At 49.3% G+C, this 24,829-nt stretch carries 14 protein-coding genes; 12 read left to right on the top strand and 2 right to left on the bottom strand.

Features of this window, described 5'->3' with window-relative positions; all coding sequences use genetic code 11:
* Positions 1-245 precede the first annotated feature (245 nt).
* A complete protein-coding gene (locus C8P63_RS16445; protein ID WP_108025926.1) occupies positions 246-1,679 on the top strand; it encodes a sulfatase family protein in 1,434 nt (477 codons plus the stop codon).
* An 811-nt stretch (positions 1,680-2,490) separates the two neighbouring features.
* A complete protein-coding gene (locus C8P63_RS16440; RefSeq protein ID WP_483869525.1) occupies positions 2,491-3,378 on the top strand; it encodes a formylglycine-generating enzyme family protein in 888 nt (295 codons plus the stop codon).
* Between the two features lie 100 nt (positions 3,379-3,478).
* Here C8P63_RS16440 and C8P63_RS16435 read toward each other — a convergent pair whose 3' ends face one another.
* Both C8P63_RS16435 and C8P63_RS16430 read right to left on the bottom strand, forming a co-directional pair.
* Positions 3,479-3,688 carry a transposase gene (locus tag C8P63_RS16435; protein ID WP_170109722.1) on the bottom strand — a complete coding sequence of 70 codons (210 nt, stop codon included), beginning with the start codon at positions 3,686-3,688 and terminating at the stop codon, positions 3,479-3,481.
* A gap of 124 nt (positions 3,689-3,812) precedes the next feature.
* Positions 3,813-4,097 (bottom strand): hypothetical protein, encoded by a 285-nt coding sequence (locus C8P63_RS16430; RefSeq protein ID WP_108025922.1) that lies wholly within the window; start codon positions 4,095-4,097, stop codon positions 3,813-3,815.
* Positions 4,098-4,307: 210 nt separating this feature from the next.
* Between C8P63_RS16430 and C8P63_RS16425 the strand changes: the two genes are divergently transcribed.
* The 10 genes from C8P63_RS16425 to pglX all read left to right on the top strand — a co-directional run bounded on the left by C8P63_RS16425 (position 4,308) and on the right by pglX (position 24,780).
* A complete protein-coding gene (locus C8P63_RS16425) occupies positions 4,308-5,111 on the top strand; it encodes a sulfite exporter TauE/SafE family protein (RefSeq protein WP_108025920.1) in 804 nt (267 codons plus the stop codon).
* A gap of 1,335 nt (positions 5,112-6,446) precedes the next feature.
* Positions 6,447-8,519 (top strand): 3'-5' exonuclease, encoded by a 2,073-nt coding sequence (locus C8P63_RS16415; protein WP_108025917.1) that lies wholly within the window; start codon positions 6,447-6,449, stop codon positions 8,517-8,519.
* 633 nt (positions 8,520-9,152) lie between these two features.
* On the top strand, positions 9,153-10,496 hold the full coding sequence (locus tag C8P63_RS16410; protein ID WP_245920976.1) for a tellurite resistance TerB C-terminal domain-containing protein: 1,344 nt from the start codon (positions 9,153-9,155) through the stop codon (positions 10,494-10,496).
* An 18-nt stretch (positions 10,497-10,514) separates the two neighbouring features.
* Positions 10,515-11,834, top strand: a complete 1,320-nt coding sequence (locus tag C8P63_RS16405; RefSeq protein ID WP_108025913.1) for an ATP-binding protein — start codon at positions 10,515-10,517, stop codon at positions 11,832-11,834.
* 12 nt (positions 11,835-11,846) lie between these two features.
* On the top strand, positions 11,847-13,985 hold the full coding sequence (locus tag C8P63_RS16400) for a DEAD/DEAH box helicase (RefSeq protein ID WP_108025911.1): 2,139 nt from the start codon (positions 11,847-11,849) through the stop codon (positions 13,983-13,985).
* A gap of 35 nt (positions 13,986-14,020) precedes the next feature.
* Complete coding sequence (helD, locus tag C8P63_RS16395) at positions 14,021-16,486, top strand: RNA polymerase recycling motor HelD (protein WP_108025909.1); 2,466 nt, start codon at positions 14,021-14,023, stop codon at positions 16,484-16,486.
* Between the two features lie 68 nt (positions 16,487-16,554).
* Entirely contained in the window at positions 16,555-17,166 is a 612-nt protein-coding gene (locus C8P63_RS16390) for a DUF1819 family protein (protein ID WP_108025907.1), read from the top strand.
* A gap of 4 nt (positions 17,167-17,170) precedes the next feature.
* On the top strand, positions 17,171-17,722 hold the full coding sequence (locus tag C8P63_RS16385) for a BREX protein BrxB domain-containing protein (protein WP_108025905.1): 552 nt from the start codon (positions 17,171-17,173) through the stop codon (positions 17,720-17,722).
* A gap of 25 nt (positions 17,723-17,747) precedes the next feature.
* Positions 17,748-21,248, top strand: coding sequence for a BREX system P-loop protein BrxC (gene brxC, locus C8P63_RS16380; protein ID WP_108025903.1), 3,501 nt, complete (start codon positions 17,748-17,750; stop codon positions 21,246-21,248).
* A gap of 10 nt (positions 21,249-21,258) precedes the next feature.
* Complete coding sequence (gene pglX, locus C8P63_RS16375; RefSeq protein ID WP_108025901.1) at positions 21,259-24,780, top strand: BREX-1 system adenine-specific DNA-methyltransferase PglX; 3,522 nt, start codon at positions 21,259-21,261, stop codon at positions 24,778-24,780.
* The last annotated feature ends 49 nt before the right edge of the window (positions 24,781-24,829 follow it).

The following is a 24,829-nucleotide window of genomic DNA, read 5'->3' as shown; positions in this document are numbered from 1 at the left end:
GCACCTCTCTTGTGGGTAAACTGTGGTGGGTTTTCCCATTATACAGGAGAGTGCTCTTTTTGTTTATCCGAAATTTTGGCTAATCAACAGGCCTGAAATGATGCACAATATAAAAATGAAATGAAAAAGTAATAACTTGTGGGTGATGAATCCATAAGGGAACAGCATAATTATCCTCCCTTATAGATTTTTTGCAGGATTTTTCCCCGGTTAAAAGAAGGGCGAAAATCAAGGAGGGAAAAGCCATGAAACAACCAAATATACTGTGGATTTGTACCGATCAACAAAGATTTGACACTCTGGGTGTATATGGAAATCAATATGTCAAAACACCGAACATCGACCGCTTAGCTGAAAATGGGGTGCTGTTTGAAAATGCGTTTTGCCAGTCCACTGTTTGTGCACCGAGCCGGGCAAGTTTTTTGACAGGGAGATATCCCCGGACGACCCGTTGCCGGAAAAATGGGCAAAATATACCGGAGGAAGAAGTATTGGTAACGCGGCTATTAGCGGAAGGCGGCTATACTTGCGGTCTTTCCGGAAAACTTCATATTTCTGCCTGCCATCCAAAAGTATGTAGTGCTACGGAGCGCCGCATCAACGATGGATACTCACAGTTCTATTGGTCACATCACCCGGCCGGAGATTGGCCGACCAATGAATACATTCAATGGCTCCGGAATAAAGGTAAAACATTTTCTCCGGAACCTGTTGAAGGTTGCAAATATATAGAGTACGGACCTGATGCGGAGGATCATCAGGCCACTTGGTGTGCGGAAAAAGCCATTGAATTCATTGAAGCAAATCAGAATTTCGAGAAACCGTGGCTTTTTTCTGTGAACATTTTCGCTCCTCATCATCCATTTGATCCTCCGAAGTCTCATTTGCAGCGTTATTTGGATCGGTTTGATGAAATACCGCTCCCCAATTATAAGGAAGGAGAGTTGGAATGCAAAACAAGTTTTCAAAGAAGAGACCATGAAGGGGCGTACGGGAATACAAACCTCTACCCATTTTGTAATATGACCGAGACAGATCACCGGTATGTTCGTGCTGCTTATTGGGCTATGATTGATTTGATCGACGAACAGGTCGGGAAGATGATAGAAGCTTTAGAACGTACTGACCAATTGGAAGACACCATCGTGATCTTTATGTCTGATCACGGTGAACTTCTTGGAGATCATGGCATCTATCTAAAAGGGCCGCATTTTTACGAGCCATGCGTTCATGTACCGCTTATTGTTTCTTTTCCAGGGACCATAACAAAGGGCAGTCGTTCATCGGCTCTTGTGGAACTTGTGGACCTGGCCCCAACACTTTTGGAAGCAGCTGGTGTTCCTGATTATCCGGGAATGCAAGGGAAATCAATATGGCCGGTTCTTATTGGAGAGGCAGAACAGCACCGTCAAGATGTTTATTGCGAAAGTTACGACTTCCCAGACAAAGACGGACAAGTTGGGTATGCCGGAATGATTCGGACGGAACGATACAAATTAACGATGTATCATATGCAAGGAGACGGCGAACTATATGACCTTGAGAAGGACCCAAATGAGACACAGAACTTGTGGGATGATCCGGAATATCAGTCTGTAAGATTTCAAATGTTGGAAAGGCTTTGCAAACGAATGGCGGAAACAGTAGATCCTCTACCCTCAAGAATCTCCCCATGGTAGAACAATAAAAAGAATCATAGAAAGAAGTTAGATAAGATGGGTATGAACGTCACTTATTACAAAAACCTGTTGAATATCCATTATATCGGTGATCCTTATGTGCTCAAAGCTTCCAATGGAAAGTAAACTGTTATCCTATCTCATCGAGGGAAGGATTCAAAGTCTGGTCATCGGTAGACTTCGTTAATAGGAATGATGAAATCTTTGTTTATAAAAAGAATTAAAACTCCTGGGGGTGTAAACAATTTTGGGCTCCCGAATTAGTGCCCCTTCAGGTCAACCTTGATCTTTTTTTGTTCTTTTAAGATAGCTTCGTGATGTTTGTTTTTGTTTCGCCAACGGATATATGCTTAAATGGCCTTAGCCAATTCATTATGAGACGAATAATTGCTTCCTTGAAAACGAACTTTTGAAGGGACCCGAAATGGCATTCAATTCGGTTTAACCAAGCTGTGAAGCCCCCTTTATGTCGCTTGGTTTTCTTGATGTGGGCATACAGTTTATCCGATTTCCAATTCAACGCGGCAAAACCAATAACAGACTCCGTGCTTATTCAGGCAGGCAAAGATCCGGTTTCTTTTGCGGAAAACCAGTGGGTAAAAGGCAGCCGCAAAATTTTGGGCGGATTTGCCACTGTTCCAATACTTTCTTTTGTATTTATAGCGGTAGGATTTAAAAATATTATTTAATTTTAATTAAATACATCGTTGGTTTGAAGGGGGAATTCAAGGTGAAGCAAGAAGGAAAACCGAGTTGTTGTGCGGCAAGTCGACCAGGATCTGAACACCATCACCCGGCTGAAACGTCATACATCAAAGCAGTAGATACCTTCAGGGAACCTTCAAAGGAAAAAATGGTGTATCTTCCCGGCGGTGAATTTTTGATGGGTACAAATGAAAAGTCGGGATTTCCGGCTGACGGAGAAGGACCGGTACGTGAGGTTAAAATTGATCCGTTTTATATTGATTCTCATGCGGTTACAAATGCCCAATTCGCAGATTTTGTGAAAGATACCGGCTACAAAACAGAAGCGGAGCAGTTTGGTTGGTCCTTTGTGTTTTATTATTTTTTATCAAAACAGACAGCAAAACAGGTCAAGCAGATGGTTCAAGGGACACCTTGGTGGTGTGTTGTGGAAGGAGCCAACTGGTATCAACCGGAAGGACCTGACTCGAATATTGATCAACGTATGGATCATCCTGTTGTCCACGTGTCATGGAATGATGCGCTTGCTTATTCCAAGTGGGCAGGGAAGCGGCTACCTACCGAAGCGGAATGGGAATTTGCAGCCCGCGGGGGACTTAAGCAAAACACCTATCCGTGGGGAAATGAATTAATGCCTAACGGCGAGCATTACTGTAATATTTGGCAGGGGAAATTCCCGGGAAAAAATACAAAAGAAGATGGTTATGTCGGCACCGCGCCTGCCGTATCTTTTCCGCCGAACGGCTACGGACTTTATAATATGGTAGGAAACGTATGGGAGTGGTGTTCCGATTGGTTCAGCAGGAGCATTCACGAGAGAGGCGGGCGCGAAAATCCGCAGGGGCCGGAAAAAGGAACAGCGCGGGTGATGCGCGGCGGATCTTATTTGTGTCACAAATCCTATTGCAACCGTTACAGAGTAGCGGCACGGACCTCGAATACACCCGAAAGTTCGACGGGGAATATTGGCTTTCGTTGTGTTATGGATGGTTGAGTTCGTCACGAAGAACTCACTAAGCTCTGAATTTGATTCAGGGTTTTTTCTTGGGTTATTCGGCGGATAAACGACGGGTTTGCTGCACCTGTTGCCGGATTCAGATGGATTCCAATGTGCGTTCATCCCACCGGCTGGTGACCAGGAACGAATAGATGCGGTGGTAGTTGACTCCTTCCAGCCATGCCCCGATGGTCTCACCGTTTTTGCGAGGGAGGTCACTAAGAAGCCCGGTCACATATCGTTCGAGTGTTTGCCGCGGTTCCTTTCGGATAAACAACTCATGATAGGGACGAAGAAAATCTTCCAACTCCGGCACCGGTTGACCGAACGGCTTTGGGTATCCGGTTGGATGCCATCATCATTCACCTCATGGCAAATTTCAACAAACCTGATGGCCATTCCTTCCATTTCTCAAAGCAGTACTAGTACTGCTATAAGCTATACAGGTTAGGTGTAAGAACTCGTCGAATCGTGTCGGCTGATAAGCCAAAAAAGAGAATGACCCATCGTTGGACCCAATCCAGCCACCATCGCCAAGTCGCTCGTAAGGAGGGGCCCGGAAATGAAGCCAGCCCCTTCCCATCCTGGCCGGATGGATCGTCATCCTCCAAGACATCACCCTCTTTCCGCAGATGTAACAGCCAGGTATAGGCCAGGTTGACCACGGCCAAGTGCCGGTGCAGACCCTGCCAGTGCCGTCCTTGGTATTCGTCCATCCCGCAGAGCTCCTTGGCATCCTGAAAGTACGCTCGATGGCCCAGCGGCGATGACCCCAGCGAACCATATTTATTGTTCTTCCGGTCTAAAAAAGCCGCGAATTATAGTCAAATCCGGGTTGGTGAATTTGTCCGAAGTTAGATTTTGGTTAAAGGGCCCCCTTATCCTCCTTCCTCTGTCTTTCCTTCATAAGAAAGGAGAAGACCTGAATGAGCTTTGAATTAGTGATGATTTTAATCCTGATCGGTTTGGTCGGTTCGTTTTTCTCAGGAATGTTGGGAATCGGGGGTTCGGTTATAACCTATCCAATGTTGCTCTACATTCCGGCTTTTTTCGGAGCCGCCTATTACGATGCCCACGATGTCTCGTCTCTTGCGATGGTACAAGTGTTTTTCGCAACCATTGGAGGAGTGTGGGCGTACCGAAAGAGTCATTTGATCAGTGGGCGATTAGTCATGGATATGGGGATCAGCATGGCCATTGGCAGTTTGATTGGAGGATATGGTTCGCAGTTTTTAACCAACTTGACGATCAATGTACTTTTCGGATTGGTGGCTGTGATAGCCATCGTGCTCATGTTTTTGCCGGACCCAAAAACGCGGGAAGGCCGATTGAACTCCTTGAATACCTCTGAAATTCCCTATAACCGGGTATATGCCATCGTGGCGGCCCTGGTGGTTGGTGTAATCGCCGGAATCGTGGGATCCAGCGGCGGATTTATCCTCGTCCCCATCATGCTTGGGATTCTCCATATTCCGATCCGGTTCGCTATCGCCAATTCCCTGGTCATTGTCTTTCTCGGTTCGATCGGAGGGACCGCCGGGAAAATGTTGGGCGGTCACGTCCTCTATGGGCCGGCGTTGTTACTCATCATTTCCAACCTTCTCGGGGCCCCCCTGGGGGCCATTGTCGGTCAACAGGTTCGAGTCAAGATGTTGCAATATGCCCTTGCGCTACTCATTACGGGGACAGCTCTTAAAGTATGGTCTGAAATACTAGGGAAGGTGCATTAATCTTATTAAATATACGGGGGTCAAACATACCCCCCCAAACGGAATTGGTGAACGACCACCGAGAACTTCCTTCGAACCGGATAATCCTTAATTCGTAGGACTAGAAGCCTTTATACCGGCAGATGGGAAATTGTAAATCATCCCGATCACCTCATAAATCCGTTCGATTATGAGGTGATATTTTCCTTCGACATTTTCCGATTTACGTTCGTTGATGGGACACTATTGCCTCATCCGGTAACTTTGTTTTCATAGAGACCGTTACGGTGGCGGTCGGGGCCGGTTTTTCCCTTCGCTTCACATCAGCAGATGAAGGCGCTCCGTGAAAAACTGGCCCCTCCCTCGCTGGAAAACACCATCGATGTTCGCAGGAAGGGTAAGATTTTCAATCATGGCCATCATGCATCGTTACCAAAGGTTTGAAATTATATCCTACCTTTCGAATTAAGAGTTCGAAGAATAGTTACAACTTAAAAACAATATTATTTCCCACTACAATTGAAATAGAACACTTAATATTCTGCAAAGGGGTGTAAATACTGTGAGGCAAGGACGATAACTATTTTCTACATATTCAGCGTTGGGATCCCCACACACTTTACACGTATCCAAAGGAATATTTTGTTCAGTGGAAAAATCATGCGGTAAAAGCTTACCCGGATGAACAAACCATCCACGAGCATCAGAAGGACAGTTTCCCGCGTTCGGCTGCAATTGCCGAACCGAGGAAAAGACCGACCCCGATGGCGTTCCGACAGACCACGCTTCAACTCTTGCTGTTTTTTCTGTTGATGGCGCACGCTGTTCCCTCTTTTTATATGTAGTTAACTGCGATGTTTATTAGCATGTCCCCATCTACTGAAAATATGGGTACAGATGTGCGGAGAAAGTCGCTTTCACCTTGGGGAGACGAACCAAGCGAGGCCAGGACCCCCTCCTACTCGATTCCAGGCCTTTAGAAGCGTTTTGATTGAATGTTTGTTTCGAGAAAAGGGGAAGAGTTTACCCAAAATAGCGACTTTGCAGGACAGCACGGAGCGGTTTGGGTAAATGCTGCCGCTCACTTTTTCACAACGCTATTAGGGATACATCAAAACGGACAAAAAATAGGAAAGTGCTTGCGAATCATTTATTTGGGAATGGAAAAATGCCGATTTTTTATGGTTTTTTAACGGATGGACAGGAAAACGGCAGTCGGATCCCTAAATAAAATATTTTGAGCCATCCATCATTTTAAAAAGGAGGTTCGTCGATTGTTGCAAGTGGCGATGCACGACACTTTTTTGGAGTCCTTCTCCAAGCTCCCCCAGTCCGGAGCAAAAACGAACGCGGGACATGATCCGAAAACTCCGGACCGACTCCCGGGTCTCCAGTCTCAACGTCGAGCGCTACCAAGAAGCCGCTGACCCCCGGGTTTACTCCATCCGGGCCAGTCAGTCCTATCGGACGATCGGACTCTGGCCGGACAAAGGGAAAACGATGCTACTCCTCTGGGTGGACCATCATGATGAAGCGTACCGCTGGGCGAAGAAGAAGCGTTTCACCGTCAATCCCCACACCCATACGCTGCATATGTGGTCCCTGGTGGAAGAAAAGGAGACGGCGTCCGACTCTTCCCACTCCAACGATAGACCGAATTATGGAATCTTTACCCGGTATACGGACCGGCAGCTGTTGGATATCGGGGTACCGAAAGAACTCATCCCGATCATCAAAAGCATTCAAACCCCGCAACAGCTGGATTCCCGTAAGGAAGAGCTGCCGGAGGAGGCCTTGGAAGCTCTGAAGTTTCTGGCCGAGGATGAACCTTACGAACACGTGTACCAGTTTATCCAGGAATGGCGGGCGGAAGAGCAACGGGAGGAAGTTGCGGACGATGCGGAAGCATTCGAACGGGCCATTACCAGTCCCGCTTCCGGTCGCCGCATCGTGGTGGTCACGTCGGATGAGCAGTTGAACGAAATTCTGGACCAGCCCATGGAGAAATGGCGGACGTTCCTCCATCCCAGCCAGCGGTCCATCGTGGAGGGGAACTACCGTGGACCCGTTCGCGTCCTGGGGGGAGCGGGTACGGGGAAAACCGTCGTCGCCATGCATCGTGCCCGCCGTCTGGTGCGGGAGGTCCTGCAACCCGGGGAACGGTTGTTGTTCACCACGTTCAATGTCAATCTGGCCGAAGCCATCCGGCAGACCCTGGGGACGATGTGCACCCCAAGCGAGATGGGACGTATCGATGTGATCTCCATCGACCGGCTGGCGAGGGAGATCGTCGATCGTCGGCAAGTCGCCGAAATCGAAGCGGTTGTGTTCGATAAAGGGCAGTTTGAGTCCATCTGGGAAGAGGCTTTGGCCGAAGCGGGGTGGCCGGAAGAGAAGCTGTCCTTCGTCCTGCAGGAGTATGAGCAGGTGATCCAGTACCACGGCGTGGAGAGCTGGCCGGAATACCGCGATCTTTCCCGGACCGGCCGGGGAAGCCCGATGACCTACACCGACCGGGAACGCATGTGGACGGCGGTTCAGCACTACCGCACCCAAGTGCGGGACCTCGGGTGGTATGAGTTCACCGATATTCTCCGCCTGGCCCGAAAGTGGGTGGAAGCGCATCCTGGAGAGGAAGTTTACCGGTCGGCGGTGGCGGACGAAGTACAGGACTTTCATCCGGAGGGACTGAAGCTCATACGGGCTCTCGTTCCCAAGCGGGACAACGACCTCCTCCTGTGCGGGGACGCCCACCAGCGGATCTACTCCCGCTATGTCACCCTCAGTCAGTGTGGCATCGACATCCGGGGACAACGATCCAAACGCCTTCGGATCAATTACCGCACCACCGAGGAGATCCGCACCGAAGCCATGCAGGCCCTTCAGGGACACGACTGGGACGATCTGGACGGAGGCAAGGATGAAGGAAAGGATATCTCGCTTCTGAGCGGCAACCCGCCGGAACGACACCACTTCGGGACGGAAGAAGAAGAGAGGACGTTTCTGGTGGAGAAAATCCGGAAGCTGACCGAACAGGGGGTCCATACCGGGGAGATCGCCGTTCTCGTTCGGAAGAACAAAATGGTGGAAACCATCAAAGCCGCATTGGAGGAAGCGGAGATCCCCACCGTCACCATGACCTCCCGTTACCAAAAAGCCGACGAGGGCATTTCCTGCGGCACCATGCACCGTAGCAAAGGTCTGGAGTTCCGCGCCGTCTTCCTGGCCGGCGTCAACCGGGACATCCTTCCGCCCGCCTCCCGCCTGGAGAGCTGTTCGGATGAACAAGAGAGGATGGAGGTGGAAAAGCAGGAACGATCCCTCCTCTATGTGGCGGGGACCCGGGCCCGGGATCAGCTCTATGTCACCTCTCACGGGGTCCCCAGTGAACTGTGGCCGGTGGGGGAAGAAGTACCGGCAGAAAAATAGTTTTTCCTACCGGAAGGGGTAGGCTCTCTTCAGGAACAGTCATGTGCATTGTTTTATCAGTGGTGATTGGAATGTTGTGCTTGAAGAACCATTTCATATCCATGCGCCTTTAACTGTCCAGCACAAGCGACCACCCTCTGGGGAACGGCCTTGGGGTGTTCAGCCCCTCGCCTTCCGGATCAGTAAACCGTTTCTCCCATACTCTTACGGGGATGCCAGGTCCCGGAGCGCTTTTGGTTCCGGGCCTTTATTACATTCAGCTGTGCTTCCGGTCCTGTTTCATCAGGCAGTTATCTGGAAAGTCATACTTATACACTGGATTGAAGTGAATCGTCTGACAGATGGTGGATAAACAATCTGTGTCTTTTCCCGGGAAATTGTGAAGTTAGGCCCATGGGAGAAATAGATCAGAAACCTTTAACGTCAAAAATGACATAAAATGCGGAGCCCCTGCGAATAACGTATATAGGAATGGTAAAATGCCTGATGTTTATGGGATTTTAAACCGCCGACAGGAAAACCGAGTAATTACATAATGATAGCTTGTTGTAAAAATCGAAACCCTGTAGTCCGTTTGATGAATTACGAATAACATGAATAACCCCTTATAAAATGGATTTGAGGTGGAGCTGTGTGGAATCGGGTTCCCAAAAAGACGGAGTCACCTCAAAACATAAAAAATACTCAACGGCATTATTATTGGCTTTTTTTCTGGGGACTTTTGGTGCTCATCATTTTTATTTACGGCGTTTCGGTTGGGGAGTCGTTTACTTGTTGTTTTCTGAAACGGGGATCCCTATAGTCGTTTCCTGGGTGGAAATGGCATTTTTAAAGAAACGAGTAGATCATATTAACGCAAGGCAGTACTTGATTTCACAAAATCAAAACGATGTTTTCAAACGTTTTCGTAGTTTGATGATTTTCCTGAAGGAATTGCTGGATTCACTGATCCGGGATATGAAGGATCTATTCCGTGATTACGCTGAAAGGCGGATCCCTATGAAGGATCAAAATCTTCCTGATGGTTTAAAGCAACTTCAGCGGTTTGTTCCGCTTCGCTTGAAAAACGCCAAACCCGTAGAATCTCCAGATCCCGAACCCATCCCGCCGAAACCGGAGTATGAAGACGAACCATTAAAGCCTGATCATTCTCAATCCAGGGAAGATAACAACTTACCCATAAACCAAAGTCCGCCGCAAATAAAAGAAGGAACCCTCCCGATCTCCGAAGCCGCGGATGAGAAGTCAGGGGCGGAAAAAGAGAAAGCGATATGGACTCTTAAGTCGAAGAACGTAGAGTTGGATATGCTTTCAGCAAATCTATTTACCGACTTTGCAAAATCCCTGTATTCCATTGAAAGGGAATTGATCCTGTTGTTTGAGAACGAGCCCCTTTCCCAACAGGATTGTCTTGAATTTGCCCGATCCCAAGGGTGTATGCTTCATTTGCTTATTGACAGTATCAATGAAAAGAGCTTCGAGCTTTTGGGGGATATCTTGATTGAGGAAATGGACCACAAATATGTGCTGGGGGAGGAGTTTGAAGGAGTACTGGGTTATGTGGAAGCTCAAGAGAAAAAGCGAAACAAGATAAAACCTCCTGTACAAAAGTCCGGGGAGGAACATAAACAACCGCAGGTTCAAACGGAAGAAACACCAAATCATGCACCTGTGATGGAAGATCAGAACCCCCTTCCTTCCAATCCCCCGATTCCCTCAAATCATGAAATGGAAGTTTTCTTTGCTGAATTGCATACAGATGAACGTGAGTTTGTCAAGCTTTTTATTACCCAATCCGAGGTACCACTGGACCAATGTTTGAGTTTTGCACGTGAGAAGGGGCTTATGCTGACCAAGTTTGTTGATGGGATCAATGAAAAAGCAGTGGAAAGTCTGGGCGATGTATTCCTTGAGGAATCAAACCGGGCGTATATCTTGTCGGAAGAGTGGGCCGACGAGTTGACACAGATGAAATAAAAAGCAGGGGGAAACAGTATGCGCTTGTTGAAAAAACACTCCAATGCCATTCTCCAATCCCTTACCAGTGGTGTGGTTCCACGAATCGGTCTCGATCATATTGTGGTGGGACGGGAGAAAGAACGGGAACAGATTATGGAAGAACTGAAACATGTCAAGCAAGGATCCGCGATGGTTAAGGTCTTCATCGGGGAGTTTGGGAGTGGTAAAAGTTTTATATTATCCATGATTCGAAATCTTGCTTTTGTTGAAAGATTTGTCGTTGCAGATGTTGATCTGACCGCGGAGAGAAGACTTTACGGTTCCGAGGGGAAAGCGTTGTCCACCTATACCGAGCTGATGAATAAGCTTTCCACCAAAACGAGACCGGAAGGAAATGCTTTGCCTGTGATCTTGGAGAAATGGATCGATCAGATCCATTTTCAAGTCCAAGAAGAAGAAGGATACGAGGATGTCCGCTTTGACGACCAAAACTTTGTCCGGGACGTTCAACGGAAGATCGGAGAGACTCTGTATGAAATGGAAGAATTGGTCGGAGGATTTGATTTTGCGAAGGTCATCCGCGCTTATTACCGGGGATATGTGGAAGACAACCAGGAGCGTATGTCCAATGCTCTTCGGTGGCTGCGTGGGGAATATTCGACAAAATCCGAAGCACGAAAGGATTTGGGGATCCGCGACATTATCGATGACCTGAACTGGTATGAGTATTTGAAGGTGATTGCCGCGTTCATCCATCAAGTGGGGTACGCCGGGCTGGTGGTCAATTTTGATGAGGCGATCAACCTGTATAAGAACACACACTCGGTATCCCGGGATAAAAACTATGAAACGATTCTTAAGTTCTTCAATGATGCCTACCAGGGCAAGGCGGAACATATGTACATCACGTTTGCGGGAACAAAGGAGTTCCTGGAAGACGAGCGCCGGGGGTTATTCAGTTACTCCGCCTTAAAAACCCGGCTGGCGACCAACCGTTTTGAGACGACTGAGTTTCGTGACTTGTCCCAGCCGGTGATTAAGTTGGCTCCTTTGCAGAAAGAAGAGATTTATGCGCTTTTAATCAAGATCCGCTCCATTCACGGGTTTCATCATGGATACGAGCCTACTGTGACAGATGATGATATTCGGACGTTTATGGATCAGCAGTATGCACGGCCGGGAGCGGAACAACACATCACACCCCGTTATTTGATTCGTGACTTTATTTCCGCCTTAAATATCTTGCGACAGAATCCCAATATGGATAAACAAACCATATTTGAAGTGGTGGAAAAGAACGATCCCAAGGAAGAGTTGAACCTTGTGTTGGATCGGTTCCAGCGAACCCGTCAATAAGGGGGAGATGCCATGAGTCGATCTTGTTTTTCCCTGTTGTCACCCGAGATCCAAAAAGCAATATGGGATATGGGGTGGAAAACGTTCACCCCCATTCAACAGCTCGCCATTCCGGCCATTGTTGAAACGGAGGATCCGGTCATATTGGCCGCAGGAACGGCCTCGGGAAAGACAGAGGCAGCCTTTTTGCCGATACTCAGCCGGGTGAATCCCGAAGCCAAGGAAACACTGCAGGTTCTGTATATCTCCCCGCTGAAAGCGCTCATCAATGATCAGTTCGAGCGGATCGAGCGATTGTGTGAATACGTCGGGATCGAAGTGCACAAATGGCACGGAGACGTGACCGAGTCCAAAAAACGGAAATTTCGCAAGGCACCGAAAGGCATCCTTCAGATCACTCCCGAATCTCTTGAAAGCCTTTTTATCAACCGGTCCTCTTTGTTACATTCCCTATGGAACTCTTGCTCTTTTATTGTCATTGATGAAGTGCATGCTTTTATGGGGGCCGAGCGCGGTGTTCAGTTGCGTTCTCTTTTGGGGCGAATTGCTCACTATTCCCATAAACCCCCGCGTATTATCGCGTTATCCGCAACGCTGAACGATGACGGAACCCTTCGTCGCTGGATCGACGCGGACCGACCGGACCGGGTTCAGTTATTGGAGACGGGATCAGAAGATAAGGAAATCCGTTATTTCCTGTTCCAAGCTGATTCTGGAACAGACAAGGTTCCATTGGAGATTTATAAGGATCTCCGGGATTTAAGCCGAAATCACTCGACCATGATCTTTTGTAACAATCGCAGCCTCGTGGAATCCTCTTCCGTCATCCTCAACCGGATGGCCGAAAAAGAAAACGATCCGGGAGCCTATCTGGTTCATCACTCTTCCATCGATAAAACGGATCGGGAATTTACGGAGCAATTATTGAAACAAAGGGACACTCCCCGGTCGGTGATCTGTACGAGCACATTGGAGCTTGGCATTGATATCGGTCATATGGACCTGGTGGTGCAATTGGACACCACATTCTCCGTCTCTTCTCTGAAACAACGAATCGGACGAACGGGAAGACGGGAGGGGATGCCGCAGATTCTTCAGATGTACACCACTCACAAGTACAGTTTGCTGCAAGCCATCGCGGTGACCGAACTGTTCCTTGAGGAATGGGTGGAACCTCCCAATCCATATGCGATCCCTTATGATGTGCTGTTTCATCAATTGCTCTCCATCTGTGCCGAACGGAACGGACTGACACGCTCTGAATTGGTAAATGTCATTCAGCGTTTGGCGGTGTTTGATCAAGTTCGACCTGACCACTTCCAACAATTGATTGATCATATGCTGGAAAAAGAGTATCTCGAAGAGATTCAGGGATCGGGTGAGCTGATCGTGGGTTTGGAGGGTGAACGGCTTTTACGTCGGTGGGATTTTTACGCCGTGTTTATGGTTAATCGGGAATATGATGTGTTTCACCGACATAAACGGGTGGGTTCCGTCGGCGTGACACCCCAAGTGACGGAAGGCGCCAATTTGATTCTGGGAGGAAAGCTCTGGACGATTGAATCAGTGGACGAGGAGAAACTGAAGGTCTATGTCATTCCCGCCGTCAATGGAAAAGCACCGAACTATTTTGGAGGCAGCATCCTGACACACCGGCGGGTGGCGGAAAAGATGGCGGAGGTTCTGTGTTCCGACACCGTTTATCCTTACCTGAATGAAGCAGCGGTACACACATTGAGTGAAATGAGAAGAACGTATCACAGTCACCGTTTAACCCCGGATCACCGTCTGATTGAACGAACAAAAAATGAAGCCATGATTTATCTCTTTGCAGGGACCAAAATAGCCAATACATTCACTTGGATGCTTCGCTCATTAGGCTACTCGGTAAGGGTAAGTGCGCTGGATAGCATCAAAGTGGCCGGGTTGGAGGATCACTTTTCGGATGTCGTGTGGAAAGTCCTTCATACCCGGTGGGTGGAAACGGAATTAATTCGCATGATTCACCCGGAACGGATGCGGACAAAATACTCCATCTATCTGCCGGAACATCTCCAAGATCTACTTCACATCTCCGGACAGATGGTGATTGACGAAACCCTGGAGTTCTTGCGGAACATTCAGTTTGTCGAGTCTGTCGTGACGGATTGACAGGACAGTGCTTCGTTTTTTGGGAGGGGAACGGTATGGAAGAAATGATTCAACAAGAACAGGAATATTTGGATAGGACTCTTTCAGTGATCGAAGATCAAATCCGTGAAAAGTCGGCTGTATGCAAAAAAGGGGCTCAGGATGCCGTTGAAGAACAACTTCTGAAGCAGAATAGGCAGGCATTGAAATCCCTGGAGACCATTCGACCCCGCCCGTATTTCGGACGGCTCGATTTCAAAGACGAATTCGGGAAAGAGACGATTTACATCGGCAAAAGAGGGGTCGAGCAAGATGGAGACTTGATTGTTGTCGATTGGCGGACGGATCTGGGAAAGCTGTACAACGCCTATCAAGGGGTTAAATCGGATTTTTACATCAATAACGATCCCAACCGCAAAGTGGAGATTGAGAGTAAACGGGCGATCTCCATTGAGAATGATCGGGTCGTCAAAGTTTCCGACATCGGAAAAACCGAAATCGTGGAGACCCCCTCCGGTGAAAAGGTGAAAATGATGGATTCCTACCTGGAGGAGATCCTTCGCCATACGGGGGACGAGCTGCAACTCCGCGAGATTATCGCCAGCATCCAACAGGAACAGGACGAGATCATTCGCCTTCCCCTGAAGCATACCATTATCGTCCAGGGAGCCGCCGGAAGCGGAAAATCCAGCATCGCTCTCCATCGCATCTCGTATTTGCTGTATCAGTATCAGGAACGTCTGCAGCCGGAGAAAGTGCTTGTTCTGGCCCCCAATGAAATGTTTCTTTCCTATATCCATAAGCTGGTTCCCGAGTTGGATATTGACGGCATCGAACAACGGACCTTCTATGATTGGGCCTCCACCTATTTTACGGATGTGAGGGAGATCTCCGATCTTCACGAGAATTATGTGGACATCTATGCCGATGAGAAAAAAGAAGACCGGATTCGGGTTTCCAAATATAAAGGCTCGTTGCAGTTTAAAAAGCTGTTGGATGATTTGGTTGCGGAAGTGGGACGGACATTGCTTCCCTACAAAGATATCCATTTGTCCGAACACCACACCCTGACCAAGGAGGAAATCGATCAGTTCTATGAATCCAGGCTTCATCTTCCGCTGAACGTCCGTCTCCGGGACGTGAAACAATTCATCTTAAACTGGAGCAAAAAAGAAGGAAAAGCATACAAGGCGCGGGTGGAAAAAGAATTTGACGAAGCCTATGAGAAATGGGTAATGACGCTTCCCGAGGGAGAAGAGCGCAAAAATGTTTACGAGGCGCTGGAACGGGCGAAAACCTTGCGTTTAAAACAATTCAGCAAACAGGTCAATAAAGCCATGGAAGAGTATGTGCGGAAGATGGAAGAAATCACGGCGGTCCGCATGTATAAAAACGTTTTCCAAAAGCGTGTATTCAACCGGTTTGCACCGGACATGGATGAAAAACTCCTCGGGTTGCTGCTGAAGAACGGCCAAAAAATCAAACAACGACAATTTTCCTATGAAGACATCGCCCCTCTCATTTATCTGGATGCCAAAATGAACGGAAAGACATTGGAGTATGAGCACATCGTCATCGACGAAGCCCAGGACTACAGCCCCTTTCAGCTGGCCATCATGAAGGATTATGCCAAATCGATGACGATTCTCGGCGATGTGGCACAAGGGATCTTTTCATTTTACGGTCTGGACAGCTGGGACGAGTTTCAATCCTACATCCAGGACCAACACGATGTAAAGCGGATCGACATCCAGACCAGCTACCGCTCCACCAAAGAAATCATGGATCTGGCCAACCGGGTGCTGATCAACAACAGCTACCCCTATCCCTTGGTGATTCCGGTCAACCGATCGGGGAAAGAGCCGCAGGTGGAAAAGGTGGAACATTTCGGTGACCTGTGCGACCGAATCGAACAAACGCTTTACAACCTCCTGGATTCCGGTCATCAAACGATCGCCATCTTGACCAAAGACACCGAAGCGGCGACGGATCTGTACCATCAGTTCACCCGAAGGGGGATCGCGGATCTGGAATTGGTCACCGCCGCCCATCATCATCTCCAAAAACGGGTGGTGATTATCCCGTCCTATTTGGTCAAAGGCCTGGAGTTTGATGCGGTCATCATCGAGGACGTCAGCGATAAAACCTTTCAGGATCACACCCACCATGCCAAGATGCTGTATATGTCCATCACCCGGGCCCACCATGAATTGATCCTCTTTTACCGCGGGAACTTGTCCCCCCTGTTGGAACAGCGGGATCCCCATGAACCGCCGCGTCCGAGAGCCTCCTTTGCCGAATGGCTGCAAACGGACTACCGGGATCCCGATACCCTTCCGCAAGTGATGGAGGAAAGGGTGATCGAGGATACCGAAACGATCCCTCTCTTTGAGGATGAGGAAGAAGAACCGACCAAGGTGGAGCGTTTCACGGACGATCGGGAACGGGTGAATGATTTTTACGCCTGGCGGACGGTCTGGAAAAAGTGGGCGGAACAGCAAAAAGCGGAAATGTCCAGGTGATTCTCTTCTCTAAAGGCTCAAGATGTGGGAAAATAACGCTTAGAACTTAAAGTGTGGATGTGAGAGGGATGAGCCAGGACTATTCCGCAGGATTTATATCAGGATCCGAACACCTTTACCGGTATGAAATAAAACAGGTTCTCTTATTGCTCGATCAAGGTCTGACCCAAAAGCAGATCAGAGAAAAAGCGCTCCGGGAAAACCTCTTTCGGCAAAAAAGCCACCAGGCCAACGTCGTCCTTCTGCGTAAGGTTTTCAAGCGGGTCGATCAATGGGACAAACGTTTGCGCGAGTTCGTTCAAAAGGGGACCAGCGCAGATGTAAACGCGATTCTCCTGTATGCCTACCTGAAGTGCTATCGGTTTTTACGGGAGTTTGCCTATGAGGTTGTCGTTTATCTCCATGAGCAGGGCCAGAGAAGGGTGACCCGCTCGGATATCGTTGATTTTTTTGAAAGAAAGGAAGAACAAAGCCCGAAGATCCGGAATTTCACACCTGAAACCAAACAAAAGATGCGTCAGGTGATGCTGAAAGCCTATGTCGAAGCGGAATGCCTGATTCCCGGCGATACGGACTGGGAGATCCGTCCGATTCCGATCAGCGAAGAGCTGAAGGCCTATGTTCGGGAGCATCCGGAACATCGGATGTTGGCGGAGATTTCGTTAACCGGGGGGTGGTAAGGACATGACGGCAAAACTGCAACAAAAACTGGATGCTTTTTATCAAGAGGTTCAAAAAGAGGAGTTTCTGAATAAACGCGGATTGGCCAACGAAGTTCCCTATTTTATCTTTGACTATCCTCCCGGGGAAGAGCTCATTGTCCGGGCGGCGGTGGACCGATATGTCCAACGGTTGCCGATCAAAGTGCTTCATGTCAACATGTTTGAATTGATGATGGAACAATTTTCCGAGGTGGGAGTGGACAGCCTGTTGGAACTGGAAGAGGAGGAAGGGACCGACGAGCTGTTCGATGCCATGTCTCCCTCACTGGAATCCAGTGTACTGGCAAGAGTCATCGCCGAGCGCTCCGTGGGTAAACAAATCCTATTCATCACCCGGATGGGGTCGGTTTATCCCCTGATTCGAACCAACAGTATCCTGTACAACCTCGGGGATCTGAAAGTGGAGGTGCCGGTGGTGGTCTTCTACCCGGGAAGTTACCGTGAACAGGGGCTGATGATGTTTAACCGGTTTCCCACCCAGCATTATTATCGGGCGTTTTCCATCAAGGGCTAGTTTTCCGGAGAGGAGTTCGGTTTGTATGCTTCAAGACACCTTCACCATCAAAGAGCTGTTTTCCAAGGATATTGAGCGGAACATCAACGGTGTGGTTCAGGCCGGACAGATCGATGAACTCACCAAGCATGACGAGCTCAGTGAATATGTGATGACCCAGGAAATTGAAGAGAACATGGCCTATTTCTATCAAAATTACGTCAAAAGCCTGGAACAGCCCACCACCGCAGTCGGAGCGTGGATATCGGGGTTCTTCGGCTCCGGTAAATCCCACTTTTTGAAGATCCTGTCCTATCTCCTGGATGGGCAAACCGTATACGGAAAAAAGCCGGTGGACTATTTCCTCGACAAAACGGACAATCAGACGCTTCTCGAACAGATGAAACACGTCGCCACTTACGATACCCACTCCATCCTCTTTAATATCGATTCCAAAGCTTCGGCTCACAACCGGCCTGGAGACGAAAAAGAAATGATCGTGGAAGTGTTTTTGAAGTCGTTCAATGAACACCTCGGTTACTCTTCCACCCTGTGGATTGCCGATATGGAACGGCAAATTGCTGAAGCCAGCGATTACGAAGTCTTTAAACGCACATTCGAGGAAGTGGATGGAATCTCTTGGGAAAACAGCCGTCAACAGATTAAATTTAAGCGCAAATCTTTCAAAGAAACACTGAGACGTATGGGCTTCGATGAAGCGACCGCCGACGATCTTTTGGCGTCAGCCAACCGGGACTTTTCCATCAGCTCGGAGGACTTTGCCAAATTGGTGGCCGCTCACTGCGAAGCACAGGGTCCCAAATACCGTCTCACCTTTTTGGTTGACGAAATCGGCCAATACATCGGGGACAACCGCAGGCTGATGTTAAACCTGCAAACGGTGGTCGAAGACCTGGGGAAAAGCTGTCTGGGACGGGTCTGGGTGTTGGTGACCTCCCAGGAGCAGATCGACTCGGTGACCAAAATCGCCGGTTTTGACGACTTCTCCAAAATCCAGGGGCGCTTCCCCACCCGGATCAACCTGACCAGTTCCAACACCGACGAAGTGATCCGGCGCCGTCTGTTGGAAAAAACAGCTCCCGCCGCCGATGAACTGCACAGCCGGTTTGACATGGAAGAGCAATCCCTGCAAAACCTGTTGGCTTTTGACCGGAACCGTTCCGCATTTAATTCGGGTTATCGCTCGGCAGAGGATTTTGTTCACTTTTACCCCTTTGTTCCTTATCAGATTGAACTCTTGCAGAAGGTTTTCGAGAAAGTTCGGACCCAGGGGGAAGCGGGAAAACATCTGGCCCACGGGGAACGCTCTTTGCTGAACGCCGTCCAGGAAGTGGCTCTTCAACTCAAAGATGAGGGGACCGACCGGCTGGCACGGTTTTCCCAGTTTTACCAAACGATCCGTCGGTTTCTCGACAGTTCCATCGTCAGTACCATCAACCGGGCCCGGGAGCGGGAAGGGATCGAGGACTTTGACATCGAGGTGCTCAAAGTTCTGTATATGATCAAAGGCGTCAGAGAAATTGAGGCCACTGTGGAAAATATCACCACCCTCCTCATCGACAGTGTGGACGCCATCAAGTCCGATGTGGAAAAACAGGTAAGACGCTCCCTTCACCGGTTGAAAAACAAAGTGTTGATTCAGGAAGATGCTCACCAGACCTTCACGTTCCTGAGTGATGATGAACAGGAAATCCAGCGGGAGGTGGAACGCACCCCGGTCAATGAGGCCAACGTCGATGCCCGTCTTGGAAAGCACTTTTTTAACGAAATCTACAGCGCCCCGCGGTTTTTGTACAATAAGGCCCCCTTTGATTTCAACAAAAAGTTCAATGGATATGTGAAGGGGTCGTCTTCCCATGATCTGACCCTGTGGGTCGTTACCCGGAACTTCTCGGAGGAAGAAGCCCGGCTTCAGTCCCATAACGGGGTCGCTATTATGCGGATCCCGGATGAGCAGGCCAAAACCTTTGAAGAGGCGTTGGAAAACACGGAGAAGATTGACAGCTATCTCCGGGTGAAAGACGCCTCCAACCTCTCCGAAGAGTATCGTAAAATCTTCAACCATTTGCGGGAACAGCGGGAGGAATTTGAACGGCAGGGCTATGACAAGCTGAGGTCCGCCTGTCAGGAAGCCGTCTTTTACATCGACGGAAAAGACTATACGTTCAGCGGGACCGTAGAACACCAGGTCAACGAAGCGTTGAAAAAGCTCGTGGAGAACTCCTACCCCAAATGGAGCTACATGAATGAATCCGTCCCGTTGGATGCCGCCAAAGAGACGATACTGGAATGGGCCAACCATGGCTTGCCCGGAGGCGGAATCGCCAACCAATTGGCCTTTGATGAGATGAACGGTTTTCTGCAGCGGCAGCACAGAGCCGTTTTGAAGCAACTGTTCGATGTGTTCACACGGAAGCCTTACGGATGGACCCAGGCCAACATTGCCGGGATCGTCGCCGCCTTGGACCATGCCGGCAAGGTGGAGCTGACCTATCTGAATGAACCCCTTCAGGCCGATCATCCGGATTACGTCAAACGGTTGCTGAGTAAAGCCGATGTGGAAAAAATTCAGCTCAAAGTGAAAGTAGGGATGCCTCCGCGTGTCAGGGGTGATATCGCCGATTTGCTTCAGGAAGTGTTCAACTACTATGAGCCGGTGGAGACCTACCAGGACGGGGCACGCCTCCTCCGGGATCGGATCGGGAATGTGAAGCAGGAAGCTGAAGCGATGGAGGTAAAATACCGAAACAGTGATCCCGCCTTCCCCTATCCCAATGGGGAGCAAATCCAAGCAATCCGGGAACAGCTGCAATCCCTGTTGGAGATCCATGATTCGAAAACCTTCGTCCATGAAACGATCGACGCCTTCGACGACATCCGTGACGGAGTGGAACAGCTGGAACACTATGGTTCCTTCTACAACGGCAAGGGGAAAGAGCTGTTCGATCAGGCGGTGGGTCTGTTGAAAAGCCACGCTGACGACCTTATCGCCTTTGACGGGGATCAGGAGGTGGTGGAGAACCGAAAAGCGATTGAGGCCATTCTTCAAAACCCCAATCCGTATCGGGAGATCCCCAACCTGGCCCGTCTGTGCGAGCGACTGAAAGAACGCTTGGGAGAATTGGTGGAAGGGGAAGCGAAGGAAGTCCTGCGCCAGATCGAAGAGGTGGAGGGAGCCGTGGATGGGATGGAATCCGAATACGGCACGCGTCCCGATGCCGTCTCCCTGATCCGGGAAACCAAAGCCCAGTTCCAGGTGTACAAAGGGGAAATTCACCGGGCACAAAACCGCTCCACTCTGTCCACTTACCGGGAAAAAGTGTCCAAGGACTACCATCACCTGCAGGAAAAAATCGCCCAAGTAACCGATGGCGGTGGAGTGGCCCGGGTTTCCCTGTCCCAGTGGATTCCCGCCACAGGGAAGCCATTGAAAAGTGAAGAGGAACTGGAAGCGTTTCTGGATGAACTCCGTTCCCATCTTCAGTCTTCCTTGAAACGAGGAAAAAACCTTCACATCATCCGATAGAGGTGTCCGCATGAACAAAACCGCGTTGAAGAATTTTGCCGTCTTTTCCCGTAAGGAACTGATCAAGCAAGTGGAATTAAAGGCCAAAGCCTTCGGGATCACCCCCGAAGGCTTGCCTGACATCACCGAAGGTGCCGATTATATCGAAGTGAATCAAGTACGGTACGGCCAAAAGGACCGGAAGACGTTCACCAAGTTGTTTCAGGCTATTCGGGAGAAGGGCTTCGATCAGCTGGTCGAAGAAGTGGCCTACACTTGGTTCAACCGCTTGATCGCCATCCGCTACATGGAGGTGCACAACTACCTTCCTTCCCGTATCCGCGTTCTCTCCAGCGCCACTCCGGGAAAGGTGGACCCGGACATCCTGACCGACTACCACCCGTCCGGTCTGCCGGTGGAAGTGGGGGAGATCGACGCTCTCCTGCAAACCGGAGACCGGGAAGGGGCCTATCGAAAGCTCCTGATCGCCCAGTGTGACGAGTTGAGCGAGATCCTCCCCTTCCTCTTTGAGAAGATCGACGACTATGCCGCCCTGCTCCTTCCCGACAACCTCCTTCACTCCGATTCGGTCATCAACGTGATGAATCGGGAACTGTCCGAGGAGGATTTTGCCCAGGTGGAAGTGATCGGGTGGTTGTATCAGTATTACATCTCCGAAAAGAAGGATGAGATCTTCTCCGGATTAAAGAAAAACAATAAGATCGGAAAAGACAGCATCCCGGCAGCGACCCAAATGTTCACGCCCCGTTGGATTGTGCGCTACATGGTGGAGAACTCCCTGGGCCACCTGTGGCTGGAATCCCATCCCGGGTCGGAGCTCAAGGGGAAGATGACCTATTACATCGAACCGGCGGAGCAGGAAGAAGAGGTTCAAAAACAGCTGGAAGAACTGAGAAACCCGGATCTCTCCCCGGAAGAGATCACGGTGCTGGACCCCGCCTGTGGATCGGGACATATCCTCGTTTATGCCTTTGATCTGTTGTACTTGATCTATGAAGAGCAGGGATACCCCGTCCGGGACATCCCGACGCTGATCCTCGAAAAGAACCTCTACGGGATCGACATCGACAAGCGGGCGGCCCAACTGGCGGCCTTCGCCCTGATGATGAAAGCCCGGAAAAAATCCCGCCGCGTCTTCCGTCACCCTCCGAAGGTGAACATTCTTGCCATCGAGGAATCCGACTCCCTTGACAGAGAAGAAATGGCGGCCTACGTGGCAGAGGATGAACGGGGGAAAGAAGAGTTACAGGTGTTACTGGATCAGTTTGTGGGTGCCCGGAACTTCGGGTCCATTTTGCAGCCGGAATCGGGGGATGTTGACCGGTGGATCGACAGAGTGGACCAACTCTTTGATGAGGGCCGGCCGTCGCTGTTTAACGCAAAGCTCTATGAGCAGCTGCCTTTGGTGAAAGGGTTGTTGAAACAGGCGAGTGTGCTGGCGGGTCAGTATGATGTGGTGGTGACCAATCCACCGTATATGGGCTCCCGGGGAATGAATCCGGAGTTGAGTCGGTTTGTGAAAAAGAATTACCCGGATTCAAAGGGTGATTTATTTACCGTATTTATGGAGAGAAGCCATGCGTTTGCAAGAAAAAATGGCTTTTCATCCTCAATTAATCAACATTCTTGGATGTTTTTAAGCAGTTATGAAAAGCTGAGAAATAAGATCTTGGACAATGAAACCATCATATCTATGCTGCATTTGGGTCCCCGCGCATTTGAAGATGTGGGAGGGGAAGTGGTGCAAAGCACCAGTTATGTGATGAGGAAGATACAGCTTCAACGATTTGTGGGCAGCTACCATCGTCTGGTGGAATATACTAGAGCAAAAGAGAAGGAACAAGGCTTTTTAGAAGGAAGACATGTGTATTATCGTGAACAAAGTACTTTTCAAGATATCCCCGGCTCTCCGATTGCTTACTGGGTATCGGATCAAGTGCGGAAGGTGTTTCGGGAGAATAAGAAGTTGGGAGAGATTGCCCAGCCAAAACAAGGATTAGCGACCACGGATAATAACCGGTTTTTACGCTTGTGGCACGAGGTCCAATATGAGCGAATTGGTTTCGGTTGTAAAAATGTTAAGGAAGCTATGGAAAGTAAAAAAAAGTGGTTTCCTCATAACAAGGGAGGTCCATTCAGGAAATGGTATGGAAACCAAGATTATGTTGTGAATTGGGAGAATAACGGTAAGGAAATAAAAGAAGAAATCGTTAAAAGGTATCCCTATCTAAATGGTAACTACAGTTACGTCGCGAAAAATATAAAATACTATTTTTATGAAGGGATTACTTGGGGGTTGGTCAGCTCTGGTGCTATATCATTTAGATATAGTCCAAAAGGGTTGATACCGGGACATAAAGGGTCTTGTTGCTATATTGATAATTATATAAATATGGTTAAAGTGTTATCTTTATTAAATTCTAAGGTGCAATCGTATTTTTTAGGTATAACTTCTCCGAGTATTGGGTTTGAGGTAGGGGCGATTAAAAAGCTTCCAATGTTGGAAAGAGATATACCAGATGAGGTTTATAAAATTAGTATGAAAAACATCTCCATTTCCAAAACCGACTGGGACTCCTTTGAAACCTCCTGGGACTTTCAAAAGCATCCCTTTCTCACCTATAAAGGGGATGCCAAAAACCTGGCCCAATCCTATGCCAACTGGGCGGAACATGCCGAGAACCAGTTCAACCAACTGAAGGCGAACGAAGAGGAACTGAACCGGATCTTCATCGATCTCTACGGTTTGCAGGAGGAGCTGACCCCGGAGGTGCCAGATGAGGAAGTGACCGTCCGCAAGGCGGATCGGGAGCGGGATGCGAAGTCCTTCCTTTCCTACTGTGTCGGCCTGATTATGGGCCGCTATTCCCTGGATGTCGATGGATTGGCCTATGCCGGGGGAGAGTGGGATTCATCCAAGTACCGGACGATTGTCCCCGATCAGGATGGAATCGTGCCGTTGACCGACGTGGCCTACTTTGAGGACGACATTATCACCTGGCTGAACCGAATCCTGACGGCGATCTACGGGGAAAGCGAGTTGGCGGGCAACCTGCAGTGGCTGGCGGAATCCCTGGGCAAGATCCGGGCCAACGAGAGCGCCGAGGAGCGGATCCGCCGCTATTTCTTCGATGAGTTTTACAAGGATCACTGCCGCATCTACCAGAAGCGGCCCATCTACTGGATGGCCGACTCGGGAAAGAAAAAAGGGATGCGGGCCCTGATCTACCTGCACCGTTACAACCCTCACACGTTGGGAACCTTGCGCTTCCGCTACGTGCAAGAACTTCAGATGAAACTGCGTCAGGAGGAGAAATACATCGAACAACGCCTGGCCGATCCCACGCTGTCCGCAAGCGAAAAACGTCAGCTAACAAAGAAACGGACCACTCTCCAAGACCGGCAGGAAGAACTGATCCAATACGACCAGAAGTTGGCTGAAGTGGCCAACCGGCGCATGGAACTGGATCTGGACGACGGGGTGGTGGAGAACTATAAAAAGCTGGGGGATATCTTGGCAAAGATCCGATAATATCGGAACTGGATGAGCAGACGCCACTGCTCATCGTTTTTTGTTATAC

It is taken from the genome of Melghirimyces profundicolus (assembly GCF_003054245.1).
GTDB lineage: Bacteria > Bacillota > Bacilli > Thermoactinomycetales > DSM-45169 > Melghirimyces > Melghirimyces profundicolus.
Note: the sequence above shows the minus strand (reverse complement) of the source record. Positions and strands in the feature narration are given on the sequence as shown.